The organism is Rhizobium sp. 18055 (assembly GCF_902706285.1).
In the GTDB taxonomy this organism is placed as follows: domain Bacteria; phylum Pseudomonadota; class Alphaproteobacteria; order Rhizobiales; family Rhizobiaceae; genus Rhizobium.
The window spans coordinates 455,182-468,460 of the sequence record NZ_CACSKD010000003.1; the positions used below are offsets into that span (position 1 = coordinate 455,182).

The following is a 13,279-nucleotide window of genomic DNA, read 5'->3' on the forward strand; positions in this document are numbered from 1 at the left end:
TGACAGGGGCGTTTATGCAAGGCGTTGCGTGGCAAAAGCCCCAATTTCCCGCTCTTTTGAACGAGGCGTTTGGGATTTCGGGCCGCGGGGTTGACCATTCTCGCACCTGCATCCTATTTGGCTCAAAGGCTGTATCGCTGCGATGCGGCATATTGCAGTGATCGATCAGCGGAGAATAGTATGGCACAGCAGATTAGCGGCGCAGGTCTGAAGCGCCAAGTCATCTTCTGGCTGGTCGTGCTTGCCTTTTTCATCGCCTTCCTCCTGGTGTTCAGCTCCATTCTGCTGCCGTTCCTGGCCGGCATGGCGATTGCCTACTTCCTCGATCCGATCGCAGACCGGCTGGAGCGGCTGGGCCTCAGCCGCCTGATGGCGACCATCGTCATCCTCGTCAGCTTCGTCATCATCATCGTGCTGGCGCTGATGATCCTGATCCCGATCCTCGCCAGCCAGTTTGCCGATTTTGCCGGTCGTCTGCCGGGTTACATCGATCAGCTGCAGACATTCATCGCCAAGCAGCAGAATTCGATGCTGCCGGATTGGATCAAGAGCCAGCTCGGCACCATCAAGAACAACTTCTCCGAGATCCTCTCCCAGGGCTTCGGCCTGCTGACCGGCCTGTTTGCACAGGTCTGGAGCTCCGGCCTTGCCGTCGTCAACGTCATCTCGCTGATGGTCGTGACGCCGGTCGTCGCCTTCTACATGCTGCTCGACTGGGATCGGATGATTGCCAAGGTCGACAAGTATATTCCGCGCGACTATGTCAGCGACGTCCACCAGATCATGGACGAGATCGACCAGGCCATCGCCGGCTTCATCCGCGGGCAGGGCTCGCTCTGCCTCATCCTCGGCATCTGGTACGCTGTTGGCCTGTCGCTGGTCGGGCTCAATTTCGGCCTGCTGATCGGCATGTTCGCCGGATTGATCAGCTTCATTCCCTATGTCGGCTCGATGGTCGGCCTGATCCTCGCGCTCGGCGTCGCCATCGTCCAGTTCTGGCCGGATTATATCTGGGTGGGCGCGGTTCTCGCGGTCTTCTTCAGCGGCCAGTTCATGGAAGGCAACATCCTGCAGCCGAAGCTTGTCGGCCATAGCGTCGGCCTGCATCCGGTGTGGCTTATGTTCGCGCTGTTTGCCTTCGGCGCGCTGTTCGGTTTCGTCGGCCTCCTGGTCGCAGTGCCGGCTGCCGCTGCGGTTGGCGTGCTTGTCCGCTTTGCCCTTTCGCGGTACCTTGATAGCGATCTTTATGCGGGCGAGGCAAAGACCGGTCGTACCCGCAAGATAGAAGCTGGCCGGAAATGACTGACGTGAAGAATGCTGATTCAAGGCGCAATGCCGTTGAACAGCTGCCCTTGGCCTTTTCGCACGATGCCGCAACCGGGCGCGATGATCTGCTGATCTCCGAGCGGTTGGCGGCAGCCGTGGAGATCGTCGATGCATGGCCACAATGGCCGTCGCCCGTCGTCATCCTGGCCGGCCCCGTCGGCTCCGGCAAATCGCATCTCGCCAATATCTGGAAAGAGCATAGCGGCGCCACCGTCATCCATCCGAAATCGGGTGCCAATGCCGCTATCGACGCTGCCAATGGCCCTGTCCTGTTCGAAGATGTCGATCGCCTCGGCTTCGACGACACCGAGTTGTTCCATGTCATCAACAGCGTCCGCGAAAATGGCCATAGCCTGCTGATGACCAGCCGCCTCTGGCCGATGTCCTGGCCGGTGCAGCTGGCCGATCTGCGCTCGCGCCTGAAGGCCGCGACCGTGGTCGAGATCGGCGAGCCGGATGAGGAATTGCTGTCGCAGGTGATCGTCAAGCTGTTTGCCGATCGCCAGCTTTATATAGATGACAAACTGGTGCTCTACATTGTCGCCCGGATGGAACGGTCCCTGAATGCGGCCCAGACGATCGTCGAACGGCTGGACCGGCTGGCGCTCTCGCGCGGCACCAAGATCACCCGTTCGCTGGCCGCTGAAGTGTTGAATGAATTGGGCAATTCAGAACCGGTCGATTGACTGTCACAGTTCCGTCGTGAAACTGATATATTCGGCTTGGCGCAAACAGAGGGACAATCACACGATGGACAGTGCAGTCGCGGAACACCAGGAACCGACCCCTGAAGCCAAGGGAAACGTTTCTCCGCTCGAAGAACTGCTCTCCAGTCCCGAGCGATTCATCAACCGCGAGTTCTCCTGGCTGCAGTTCAACCGCCGTGTGCTCGAGGAAACGCTGAATACCGAGCATCCGCTGCTCGAGCGCGTTCGCTTCCTGTCGATCTCTGCTGCCAATCTCGACGAGTTTTTCATGGTCCGCGTCGCCGGCCTCGAAGCGCAGGTGCGCCAGAACATCGTGGTCCGCACACCTGATGGCAAGACGCCGGCCGAACAGCTCGATGCGATCTTGCAGGAGATCGACAACCTGCAGATGGAGCAGCAGGCATCGCTCGCCGTTCTGCAGCAGTATCTCGCCAGGGAAGACATCCTGATCATCCGGCCCGGCGCGCTCAGCGAAGCCGACCGCAATTGGCTGGCGACCGAATTTGAACAGGCGATCTTCCCGGTGCTGACGCCGCTGTCGATCGACCCGGCCCATCCGTTCCCGTTCATCCCCAATCTCGGCTTTTCGATCGGCCTGCAACTGGTCAGCAAGAACGGCCGCGAGCCGATGACCGCACTGCTGCGCCTGCCGCCGGCGCTGGATCGCTTCGTACGCCTGCCTGACGATGGCAACACCATCCGTTACATCACACTCGAAGACGTCGCCAATATCTTCATCTACCGGCTTTATCCCGGCTACGAGGTGCAAGGCTCCGGTACCTTCCGCATCATCCGCGACAGCGATATCGAAGTCGAGGAAGAGGCCGAAGATCTCGTCCGCTTCTTCGAGACCGCGCTGAAGCGTCGCCGCCGCGGTTCGGTCATCCGCATCGAAACCGATTCCGAAATGCCGGCATCGCTGCGCCAGTTCGTCGTTCAGGCAACCAACGTCCCCGACAACCGCGTAGCGGTTCTGCCGGGGTTGCTGGCGCTGAACACGCTGTCCGAGATCACCAAGGCGCCGCGCGACGATCTTCGTTTTCCGACCTACAACGCCCGATTTCCCGAACGCGTACGCGAACACGCCGGCGATTGCTTCGCGGCCATCCGCGAAAAGGACATGGTGGTCCACCACCCTTACGAATCCTTCGACGTTGTGGTCCAGTTCCTGCTCCAGGCTGCGCGCGATCCTGACGTTCTGGCGATAAAGCAGACGCTATACCGCACCTCCAACGACAGCCCGATCGTGCGTGCGCTGATCGATGCAGCCGAGTCCGGCAAGTCGGTGACGGCGCTGGTCGAGCTCAAGGCCCGCTTCGATGAGGAAGCCAACATCCGCTGGGCCCGCGACCTTGAGCGTGCCGGCGTGCAGGTCGTCTTCGGCTTCATCGAATTGAAAACCCACTCGAAGATGTCGCTGGTGGTCCGCCGCGAGGAAGGCAAGCTGCGCAGCTATTGCCATCTCGGCACCGGCAACTATCACCCGATCACCGCCAAGATCTACACCGACCTGTCGTTCTTCACCTGCAATCCCGTCATCGCCCACGACATGGCGAATATCTTCAACTTCATCACCGGCTACGGCGAGCCGGAAGAGAGCATGAAGCTGGCTGTGTCGCCCTATACGCTGCGCTCGCGCATCCTTCGCCACATCGGCGAAGAGATCAAGCATGCCAAGAGCGGCGCGCCGGCAGCGATCTGGATGAAGATGAACTCGCTGGTCGATCCCGAGATCATCGACGCTCTCTATACGGCCAGCCACGCCGGCGTCGAGATCGATCTGGTCATCCGCGGCATCTGCTGCCTGCGCCCGCAGGTGGCCGGACTGTCCGAAAACATCCGCGTCAAGTCGATTGTCGGCCGCTTCTTGGAGCACAGCCGCATCTTCTGCTTCGGCAATGGTCACGGCCTGCCGTCGGACAAGGCGCTGGTCTATATCGGCTCTGCCGACATGATGCCGAGAAACCTCGATCGTCGCGTCGAAACGCTGGTGCCGCTCACCAATCCGACCGTGCACGAGCAGGTCTTGTCACAGATCATGCTGGGCAACCTCATTGACAATCAACAAAGCTACGAGATATTGGCCGACGGAACGTCAAGGCGCATGGAAGTGCGCAAGGGCGAGGAGCCGTTCAACGCGCAACAGTATTTCATGACCAACCCGAGCCTTTCCGGCCGAGGCGAAGCCTTGAAATCCAGTGCGCCAAAGCTGATTGCCGGCCTTCTTTCCGGCCGGGCGAAAAGATAAAACTGGACCTGCATGGTTGAATCAGAAGCCCAGGGGCGCCTTCCAGGGATTGCCCCGGTCTCCGTTGTCGATATCGGTTCGAATTCGATCCGTGTTGTCATCTATGAAGGCTTGTCCCGCTCGCCGACGATCCTTTTCAACGAAAAGGTTCTTTGCGGTCTTGGCAAAGGCATAGCGCTGACCGGCAAGATGGACGAGGCCAGCGTCGAACGCGCCTTGACTGCCCTGCATCGCTTCAAGGCGCTGTCGGATCAGGCGCGTGCGGCCACCATGTACGTGCTGGCGACCGCTGCTGCGCGCGAGGCCTCCAACGGTCCCGATTTCATTCATCGCGCCGAAACAATCCTGCAGCGCAAGGTTCGCGTTCTCTCCGGCGAGGAAGAGGCGAAGTTCTCCGCGCTCGGCATCATCAGCGGTTTCTACACGCCTGATGGCATCGCCGGCGATCTCGGCGGCGGCTCGCTGGAGCTTATCGACATCAAGGGCAAGGAACTCGGCCAGGGCGTGACGCTACCGCTCGGCGGCCTGCGCCTGTCGGAATATGCCGGCGGCTCGATGGACAAGGCCCGCACCTTTGCCCGCAAGCACGTGAAGACCATCTCCAAGCTGCTGTCGCAGGGGGAAGGGCGCACCTTCTACGCCGTTGGCGGCACGTGGCGAAACATCGCCAAGCTGCACATGGAGATGACCAACTATCCCTTGCACATGATGCAGGGCTACGAGATCACGCTCGACGCGATGATGCAGTTTCTCGATCAGGTCGAGGCCGCCAAGGACTCGAAAGATCCGGCCTGGATGGCGGTCTCCAAATACCGCCGCGCTCTGCTTCCCTATGGCGCTGTCGCCATGAAGGAAGTCCTGAGCGTGATGAAACCCTCGGTAATTTCCTTCTCCGGCCAAGGTGTCCGCGAAGGCTATCTCTACTCGCTGCTGTCGGACAGCGAGCGCCGCACCGATCCGCTGATCGAAGCCGCCCGTGAACTGGCCATCCTGCGTGCCCGCTCGCCCGAGCATGCCCGCGAGCTGTCCGAGTGGACCGGCCGGATGATGCCGTTCTTCGATGTCGTCGAGACGCCGGAGGAAGCCCGCTATCGCCAGGCTGCCTGCCTGCTCGCCGATATCAGCTGGCGCGCCCATCCCGATTATCGCGGCCTGCAGGCGCTGAACATCATCGCCCACACCTCCTTCGTCGGTATCAGCCACCCCGGCCGCGCCTTCATCGCGCTGGCCAACTACTACCGCTTCGAAGGCCTGCACGACGACGGCGCCACCGGCCCGCTGGCAACGATCGCGACGCCCCGATATGTCGAGCGCGCCAAGCTGCTCGGCGGCATGCTGCGCGTCGTCTACCTGTTCTCGGCCTCGATGCCGGGTATCGTGCGCAATCTGAGGCTCGAGCGCTCGTCCAACCCGGATATCGACCTCGAATTCGTTGTGCCGAGCGAATACCACGACTTTGCCGGTGAACGCCTCGATGGCCGCCTGCAGCAACTGTCGAAGCTGACCAACAAGCGCCTCGCTTTCCGCTTCGAATAGGCGGCGTTGCTGCATCTCGAAAGCAGTCCTGACGATCACGCAAAACAGCCCCCGTTCTCTCGAGCAGGGGCTGTTGTCGTTTCAGAACCTTGATTTACTTGGCGTTCAGCAACTCGCCGACTTCAAGCAGGCTGAACTCGTTGTCATCGGCCTTGTCGATGGCGCGACCGGCCGAGAAGGGCAGGTTGTTGTCGTTGCCGACGACGATATGGGTGGCATCGACGCGATCGACGTTCTCGATCGTCACGAACGGCATGTCGTAGACGCCGTCCCTGGAGCCCGCCTTCTTCTTGTTGTCGGGGTCCTTGATATCAAGCAGGTCGATATAGCCGATCTTGCGAACCGCCTTGCCGGCATTGGCATCGTTGAACTCGATCTTGTAGATGCGCTTCAGTTCGGCAGGTGCGTCGAAGCAATCGGCCTTCGGCTGCTTCGGATCGGCGCAAGCCTTGTCCTTGGTGCCGGCACCGTTGTCGCGTTCGATGACTAGTGCTGTGCTGTCGTCGAGCATGTTGAAGTCGCCAATGGCAATACCCTTCTCCTCGAGTGGGTAGAGCCAGCTACGACCGGTCCAGCCCTTGGCAGCGGTATCGAACTCGATGATGCGGATCGCGGTGCGGCCATCAACCGTCTCCACCTTGCCGTCGTCCTGGAACAGCGGGCCCTCCAGAAGGCCATAAAGCTTGGCTCCGTCCTTCGACATCGCAAGGCCTTCGAAACCGCCTGACCGCTTCAGGTTGAACACCGGCATCTTGGCGGCCGGGTTGGCAGGAACCGACAGTGTCGGATTGTCAGGCGACAACACCGGCTTGCCGTTGACCACGGTCGATACGATGTCGGTCAGCTGGCCTTGGCCGTCGAACTTCAGGATATACGGCCCGAACTCTTCACCGATCCAGAAACCGTCGGCAACCGGCTGGATGGATTCGATGTCGAAGTCGGCGCCTGTGAGGTAACGCTTCTCCGCGCCCTCGAGCACGATCGGGAACGGCGCCTTCTTGTTCGGGTCGGAGAGGAACAGGTTCTTCACCACCTCGACCTTGCCGGTCGCCCAGTCGAATTTCAGCTGGTGCAGGAACAGCATGGAGTCGCTGGAATTGGCCTTCGAGCCGAAGCCGTTGTCCGACAGCGTCCAGAACGTACCGTCAGCCATCGTCTTGATGCCTGAGAAACCCTGGATCGGCTGGCCGTCGAAGGGCAGCTTCAGATCGGTGATACGGGCGCCATCCTTGCCGGGCACGGTGCCGAGCGCTTCGGTACGCTTGCGGTCCGGCGTGGTAAACTTGCCGGAATGCTTGAGAAATTCAGGTGCATCGGCAGGCGCCGGTGTCATCGTGTTGGCCGGCAGAATAGCCTGGCTCACGAGCTTTGCAGGGAATTGCTGCTGGTCGGCCGCGGCCGAGCCGGCGATCAAAAGAACAAAAGAAACGGAAGCAAGCAGAGTATTTTTCATCGAAACCCCCATGGCGTATATGCCGGGTCTCGATTAGCAGGGCTCTTATGTCGGCGCGTTGACGCCTGCGTGAAGCTTTGGTGACGCAAGGCGATTATCCGCCCTGACGAGCGCGATGACCCCGACACTCTGTCCGCGTCCCTTGACGGCATGGTGGCCGAGATCTTCCGCCGAAACATTGTCCGGCAGTTCGATCCGTTGGGCGAGATCGGTGGAAATCAGCACGGATCGGTTCAATGTCTTGCACAGCGATTCCAGACGGGACGCCGTGTTTATCGTGTCGCCGAAATAGGTGATCTTGTGGTGATCGATGCCGATTTCGGCGGTGATGATGCTGCCGCCATGCAGCGCTGCGCGCAGGCGCGGCACTTGGCCATAGGCTTCCAGCCAGTTTTCGGCATCGGCTTCGATGGCGCTGATAATGTCGAAGATGCAGTTCACGCAGCGCGCGAACTTTACGCCGCGTTGCAGCGGCCAGGTGATGATCGCAGCATCGCCGACATAGTCGTCGATCGTGCCCTTGTATTTCCGCACGGGCTCGGCAAAGGCGGCAAACAGCGAACTCAGCATCTGCTGTGCACGCAAGTCGCCATGCTTTTCCGCGAAGGCCGTCGAATCCACCAGGTCGATGAACAGGAAGACACGTTCCTCACTGACAGGCTTGCGATAGCGGCTGACGAGCATGCTCGTGAACACCTCTCGCCCGAGAAGTTCACGCACGCGAAGCACGAAGATCATCAGCGAGCACACGGCGAGCGCATAGACGAACGCGTTGAATGGCAGGATGACCACATCGACCCATGAGTTCGGAATGATCACGCCGAGCCCCCAGAGCGACAGGCCGGCAACTGCGAAGCCGATGCTCATCAGGATTTCGTAGATGAACAGTTCTGCGAGAAAAAAGGTGAAGGTCGGCAGCGCTTCGATGCGCCTGTAAAGCCCGCGCAGCACCACCTTTCGCTCGAAGGCGATGATCGGCATGCCCATGCAAAGCGCGAAGATGGCACCGATGAACAGGCGGCTGTCCTCGAAGAACAGCACGTTATAGAGAACGCCGCTCCCGGCCATGACAAGCACGATCAGAAGCCAGTTCTGGACCGGGGATACTTCTCTCATGAGGCCCTTTTCGCTCAGAATCGGCCGATGTGCACTCCAGCGAATGTAGGGGTGCGCATGCCATTTCGAAAGGGATTAGATATCCCTTACGAAAAAGATTTATGGGAGCGATAGGGCGCAGTTATGTTCTGAATTGGGCTGAGAGAAAAACTGGACGGGCTCTTACAGAGTGACCGTCTCAACTTTCTTGCCGACGAAACGAAGTGCCACTTCGCCCTTGATCAGCTGCAGCGCCGGCTCACCGAACAGATCGCGACGCCAGCCGCGCAATGCGCCGACATCGGCATTCTCGCCTTCAGCAGCAATCTTGTCCAGATCTTCGCTGTTGGCGATCACCTTCGGTGCCACGCCATGCTTTTCCGATGTCAGCTTCAAAAGAACCTTGAGAAGCTCGGCTGCGGCAGCCGCACCCTCGGGCGTCGCATTCTGTCGAGGCGCATGCGGCATGTCTGCCTTCGGCAGCGCCAGCGCCACGTTGACGGCTTCGACGACGGCAGCACCGGCAGCCGAACGCTCCCAGCCCTTGGGGATGGTGCGCAGGCGCCCGAGCGCTTCGCCGTCTTTCGGCTGCTGCTGGGCGATCTCGTAGATCGCATCATCCTTGATGACGCGCGAGCGCGGCACATTGCGGGAGCGCGCTTCACGCTCGCGCCAGGCCGCCACATATTTCAGAATGGCAAGCTCCTGCGGCTTGCGCAGGCGCATCTTCAACCGCTGCCAGGCGTCGTCGGGATGGATGTCGTAGGTTTCTTTGGCCTCGAGAACGTCCATCTCTTCGGACAGCCAGGAGGAACGATTTTCGCGTTCCAGCTCCGCCTTGAGGTAGAGATAGACGTCGCGCAGATGCGTCACGTCGGCCAGTGCATAGTCCAGTTGCTTTTCCGACAGCGGCCTGCGGCTCCAGTCGGTGAAGCGCGAGGACTTGTCGATCTGCACGCCCTTGGTGCGGCTGACCAGCTGGTCGTAGGAGACCGAATCGCCGAATCCGCAGACCATGGCGGCGACCTGCGTGTCGAAGATCGGGTGCGGAATAAGGCCGCCCCTGTTGTAGATGATTTCGATGTCCTGGCGCGCGGCGTGAAACACCTTCAGCACGCTGGCATTGGCCATCAGCTCGAAGAAGGGTTTCATGTCGAGCCCCTTCGCCAGAGGATCGACAAGCACTTCCGTCGTCGGGCTGGCCATCTGGATCAAGCAAAGTTCCGGCCAGAACGTCGTCTCTCGGAGAAACTCGGTGTCGATGGTAATGAATTCTGACTTGGCCAGCTCAATGCAGGCCGCCTCTAAATCGGCGGTTGTTTCAATCATCTCAATTCATTCGCAGGATAGACATTGTTGAACCTTCCTTCTCCTTTCGGCCCAATATGTCAACTGCTGCGGCCCAAGAGCGGTCAAACAACCCTGACATAACTCGTCATGCCGGTCTTCTGATGCTCGATGATGTGGCAATGCAACAGCCAATCGCCGGGATTGTCGGCCACAAAGGCCAGCTGCACCTTCTCGTCGGGTTGCACCAGATAGGTGTCTGAAACAAACGGCAGCACGTCGCGTGTCGAGGAGGAGAGCACGGTAAAGCTCATGCCATGCAGGTGGATCGGATGCGTATGCGGCGTGACGTTCTCCAGCTGCAGGATGTAGCTCTTGCCGAGCTTGAGTTCCGCCAGCGGTGCCGTCGGATCCTGCGTGTCGCCGGGCCACGGCACCTTGTTGATTGCCCAGAAGCTATAGCCGAGCGTGCCGCAGATGCTGTCGACCGGCGCGCTTTCGGCCGTGGCGCTCAGCACCACGGATATCTTTTCCGCCGAAGAGAGAACGGCCTTGGCGACAGGGTTTTCGCCCAGTGCGGCAAGGTCGCCGACATTGCGCTTCAGCGACGTGCCGACCGAGCGCAGTCTGGCGATGGTTTTCGGTGTCGTGCCCCTGATATCCTCAAGCGTCGCCGTCGCCCCCTCGGTGTCGGGCATCCGAACGGCGAGATCGAGGCGCTGGCCAGGCCCGATCAGCAGCAGGTCGAGCGGGAACCGCTTCGGCACCGGGTTGCCGTCGATGGCAATCACCGTTGCCTCGGCGCCTTCCATCTTCAGCGAGAAGATGCGCGTCACGTCGGTCACTGCAATGCGCAGCCGGACAAGGCCGCCGGCCGGCGCGTCATATTGCGGTTCCTGGTGCCAGTTGGCCGTTCTGACCGTGCCGTAGGTGCCGGCCTTGGCGGCATCGCGCGGACGAAAGGCGGCAATGAACTGGCCGTCGCCACCAAGCCGCCAGTCGCGCAGGTTGAGCACCACTTCGGAATCGAAGGTCGGATCGGCAGGGTCCTCGACCACGATCACCCCGGTCATGCCCTGACCCATCTGCGCCAGCGTGTTGCAGTGCGGGTGATACCAGAAGGTGCCGGCATCGGGCGGGGAGAAGGCGTAATCGAAGCTGTCGCCGGTATAGACGTAAGGCTGCGTCATGAACGGCACGCCGTCCATCTTGTTGGGAATCCGCAAGCCGTGCCAGTGGATGGTGGTCGGCTCGTCAAGCGTGTTGGTCAGCCGCGCCGCATAGGGCTTGCCCTTGGTCATCCGGAGCACCGGCGGCATGCCGCCATCGTTCCACGTCATGATATCCTTGGTCACACCGGCATCGGTGAGCGTCGCCTGCGTTTTCAGCGCCTTCAGCACCTGTGGCTCAGGTGCCGCTTCCGCCATCCCGAACTTGCCGGCAATCCCGACCCCGATCCCGTAGGCACCGATGACGCCAGAGGCCTTCAGGAGATTGCGGCGGCTGAGGAGGGGCATGGCAGGGCTCCGGTATGACGATATTGTTCTTCTTTAAAGTTGACCGATAACTTCAGCAATATGCGACGAGCAGCCAAACTGCCGCACGGCCCACCGGGTGATAAGGTTGTGATGCCGCCGAAAACCGCGTTCAAAGCGTGTGCAGCTTGTGCCAAGCCTTGACAAATCAGGCCGTCCATGCGCTTTTCCGCCCGATTTTCTTGTCGGCGCGAGAGAGCCTTTTGAGCCCCTGCTGCCGTCTTTAAGCCAAATATCGGGAATTGAGATGATGCATCGTTACCGCAGCCACACATGTGCAGCCCTCCGCAAGTCGGATGTCGGCGCGAATGTCCGGATTTCCGGCTGGGTTCACCGTGTTCGCGACCATGGCGGCGTGCTGTTCATCGACCTTCGCGACCATTACGGCATCACCCAGGTCGTTGCCGATCCGGATAGCCCGGCTTTCAAGCAGGCCGAAGTCGTCCGCGGCGAATGGGTCATCCGCATCGATGGCCTGGTGAAGGCCCGCACCGACGACACCGTCAACAAGACGATGGCGACAGGCGAGATCGAGCTCTACGCGCAGGAGATCGAAGTTCTCTCCGCCGCCAAGGAACTGCCGCTTCCCGTCTTCGGCGAGCCTGATTATCCCGAAGACGTGCGCCTGAAGTACCGCTTCCTCGATCTGCGCCGCGAAACGCTGCACAAGAACATCGTCAAGCGCACCCAGGTCATCTCCTCGATGCGCCGCGAGATGAGCAATGTCGGCTTCACCGAATACTCGACCCCGATCCTGACGGCCTCGTCGCCGGAAGGCGCGCGCGACTTCCTGGTGCCGTCGCGTATCCATCCCGGCACCTTCTACGCGCTGCCGCAGGCGCCGCAGCAGTACAAGCAGCTGCTGATGGTGGCCGGTTTCGACCGCTATTTCCAGATCGCCCCTTGCTTCCGCGATGAAGACCCGCGCGCCGACCGTCTGCCGGGTGAATTCTATCAGCTCGACCTCGAAATGAGCTTCGTCGAGCAGGAAGACATCTGGAACACGATGGGCCCGATGATGACCTCGATCTTCGAGGAATTCGCCGAAGGCAAGCCTGTTACCAAGGAATGGCCGCGCATCCCTTACGACGAAGCGATCCGCAAGTACGGCTCCGACAAGCCCGATCTGCGCAACCCGATCGTCATGGAAGCCGTCACCGACCACTTCGCCGGCTCCGGCTTCAAGGTGTTCGCAGGCATGATCGCCTCGAACCCGAAGGTCGAGATCTGGGCGATCCCGGCCAAGACCGGCGGCTCCAGAGCATTCTGCGACCGCATGAACGCCTGGGCGCAGAGCCAGGGCCAGCCGGGCCTCGGCTACATCTTCTGGAAGGAAGAGGACGGCAAGGTTGTCGGCTCCGGCCCGCTCGCCAAGAACATCGGCGAAGAGCGCACCGATGCGATCCGCACCCAGCTCGGCCTGGACGCGGGCGATGCCTGCTTCTTCGTCGCTGGCGAGCCGTCGAAGTTCTACAAGTTCGCAGGCGAAGCCCGTAACCGCGCTGCCGACGAACTGAACCTGATCGACCGCGACCGCTTCGAGCTGTGCTGGATCGTCGACTTTCCGTTCTTCGAATGGAGCGAAGAAGAAAAGAAGGTCGATTTCGCCCACAACCCGTTCTCGATGCCGCAGGGTGGCCTCGATGCGCTGCTGAACCAGGATCCGCTGACGATCAAGGCCTACCAGTACGACGCAGTCTGCAACGGCTTCGAGATCGCCTCGGGCTCGATCCGTAACCAGTCGCCGGAAACCATGGTTGCGGCCTTCGAAAAGGTCGGCCTCAGCCAGCAGGACGTGGAAGATCGCTTCGGCGGCCTCTACCGCGCCTTCCAGTATGGCGCCCCGCCGCACGGTGGTGCAGCCTTCGGTATCGACCGCATCGTCATGCTGCTGGTCGGCGCCAAGAACCTGCGCGAAATCTCGCTGTTCCCGATGAACCAGCAGGCACAGGACCTCCTGATGGGCGCCCCGTCACCAGCCATGCCGGCGCAGCTGCGCGAACTGTCGCTCCGCCCGATCCCGCCGGTCAAGAAGGACTGAGCGAGAAACGCTTGAATGATAAAGCCCGGCGCGATGCCGGGCTTTTTTAGT

General features: G+C 60.7%; 10 protein-coding genes. 5 read left to right on the forward strand and 5 right to left on the reverse strand.

Features of this window, described 5'->3' with window-relative positions:
• Nucleotides 1–180 precede the first annotated feature (180 nt).
• The 4 genes from GVL52_RS08475 (at nt 181) to ppx (ending at nt 5,817) form a co-directional block, all read left to right on the forward strand.
• Nucleotides 181–1,302 (forward strand): AI-2E family transporter, encoded by a 1,122-nt coding sequence (locus GVL52_RS08475; RefSeq protein ID WP_160005762.1) that lies wholly within the window; start codon nt 181–183, stop codon nt 1,300–1,302.
• Nucleotides 1,299–2,012 carry a DnaA regulatory inactivator HdaA gene (gene hdaA / locus GVL52_RS08480; protein ID WP_160005764.1) on the forward strand — a complete coding sequence of 238 codons (714 nt, stop codon included), beginning with the start codon at nt 1,299–1,301 and terminating at the stop codon, nt 2,010–2,012. The genes GVL52_RS08475 and hdaA overlap by 4 nt, the downstream gene beginning before the upstream one ends.
• 64 nt (nt 2,013–2,076) lie before the next feature.
• Nucleotides 2,077–4,281, forward strand: coding sequence for an RNA degradosome polyphosphate kinase (locus GVL52_RS08485; protein WP_160005766.1), 2,205 nt, complete (start codon nt 2,077–2,079; stop codon nt 4,279–4,281).
• Between the two features lie 12 nt (nt 4,282–4,293).
• A complete protein-coding gene (ppx, locus tag GVL52_RS08490; RefSeq protein ID WP_160005768.1) occupies nt 4,294–5,817 on the forward strand; it encodes an exopolyphosphatase in 1,524 nt (507 codons plus the stop codon).
• 94 nt (nt 5,818–5,911) lie between these two features.
• Here ppx and GVL52_RS08495 read toward each other — a convergent pair whose 3' ends face one another.
• From GVL52_RS08495 to GVL52_RS08515, 5 genes are all read right to left on the reverse strand, one after another.
• Nucleotides 5,912–7,270, reverse strand: a complete 1,359-nt coding sequence (locus tag GVL52_RS08495) for an esterase-like activity of phytase family protein (RefSeq protein ID WP_160005770.1) — start codon at nt 7,268–7,270, stop codon at nt 5,912–5,914.
• Nucleotides 7,271–7,315: 45 nt separating this feature from the next.
• On the reverse strand, nt 7,316–8,386 hold the full coding sequence (locus GVL52_RS08500; protein WP_160005772.1) for an adenylate/guanylate cyclase domain-containing protein: 1,071 nt from the start codon (nt 8,384–8,386) through the stop codon (nt 7,316–7,318).
• Between the two features lie 162 nt (nt 8,387–8,548).
• Nucleotides 8,549–9,694 carry a ribonuclease D gene (rnd, locus tag GVL52_RS08505; protein WP_160005774.1) on the reverse strand — a complete coding sequence of 382 codons (1,146 nt, stop codon included), beginning with the start codon at nt 9,692–9,694 and terminating at the stop codon, nt 8,549–8,551.
• A gap of 83 nt (nt 9,695–9,777) precedes the next feature.
• Nucleotides 9,778–11,169, reverse strand: a complete 1,392-nt coding sequence (locus tag GVL52_RS08510; protein WP_160005776.1) for a multicopper oxidase family protein — start codon at nt 11,167–11,169, stop codon at nt 9,778–9,780.
• Nucleotides 11,139–11,348 carry a hypothetical protein gene (locus tag GVL52_RS08515; RefSeq protein WP_160005778.1) on the reverse strand — a complete coding sequence of 70 codons (210 nt, stop codon included), beginning with the start codon at nt 11,346–11,348 and terminating at the stop codon, nt 11,139–11,141. The genes GVL52_RS08510 and GVL52_RS08515 overlap by 31 nt, the downstream gene beginning before the upstream one ends.
• A gap of 89 nt (nt 11,349–11,437) precedes the next feature.
• Between GVL52_RS08515 and aspS the strand changes: the two genes are divergently transcribed.
• Entirely contained in the window at nt 11,438–13,228 is a 1,791-nt protein-coding gene (aspS, locus tag GVL52_RS08520; RefSeq protein WP_160005780.1) for an aspartate--tRNA ligase, read from the forward strand.
• Nucleotides 13,229–13,279 lie beyond the last annotated feature (51 nt).

Bases quoted from the DNA above. Each gene is read 5' to 3' on its own strand.
- GVL52_RS08475 (WP_160005762.1), top strand. From the start codon at position 181: ATGGCACAGCAGATTAGCGGCGCAGGTCTGAAGCGCCAAGTCATCTTC.
- hdaA (WP_160005764.1), top strand. From the start codon at position 1,299: ATGACTGACGTGAAGAATGCTGATTCAAGGCGCAATGCCGTTGAACAG.
- GVL52_RS08485 (WP_160005766.1), top strand. From the start codon at position 2,077: ATGGACAGTGCAGTCGCGGAACACCAGGAACCGACCCCTGAAGCCAAG.
- ppx (WP_160005768.1), top strand. From the start codon at position 4,294: ATGGTTGAATCAGAAGCCCAGGGGCGCCTTCCAGGGATTGCCCCGGTC.
- GVL52_RS08495 (WP_160005770.1), bottom strand. From the start codon at position 7,270: ATGAAAAATACTCTGCTTGCTTCCGTTTCTTTTGTTCTTTTGATCGCC.
- GVL52_RS08500 (WP_160005772.1), bottom strand. From the start codon at position 8,386: ATGAGAGAAGTATCCCCGGTCCAGAACTGGCTTCTGATCGTGCTTGTC.
- rnd (WP_160005774.1), bottom strand. From the start codon at position 9,694: ATGATTGAAACAACCGCCGATTTAGAGGCGGCCTGCATTGAGCTGGCC.
- GVL52_RS08510 (WP_160005776.1), bottom strand. From the start codon at position 11,169: ATGCCCCTCCTCAGCCGCCGCAATCTCCTGAAGGCCTCTGGCGTCATC.
- GVL52_RS08515 (WP_160005778.1), bottom strand. From the start codon at position 11,348: ATGGACGGCCTGATTTGTCAAGGCTTGGCACAAGCTGCACACGCTTTG.
- aspS (WP_160005780.1), top strand. From the start codon at position 11,438: ATGCATCGTTACCGCAGCCACACATGTGCAGCCCTCCGCAAGTCGGAT.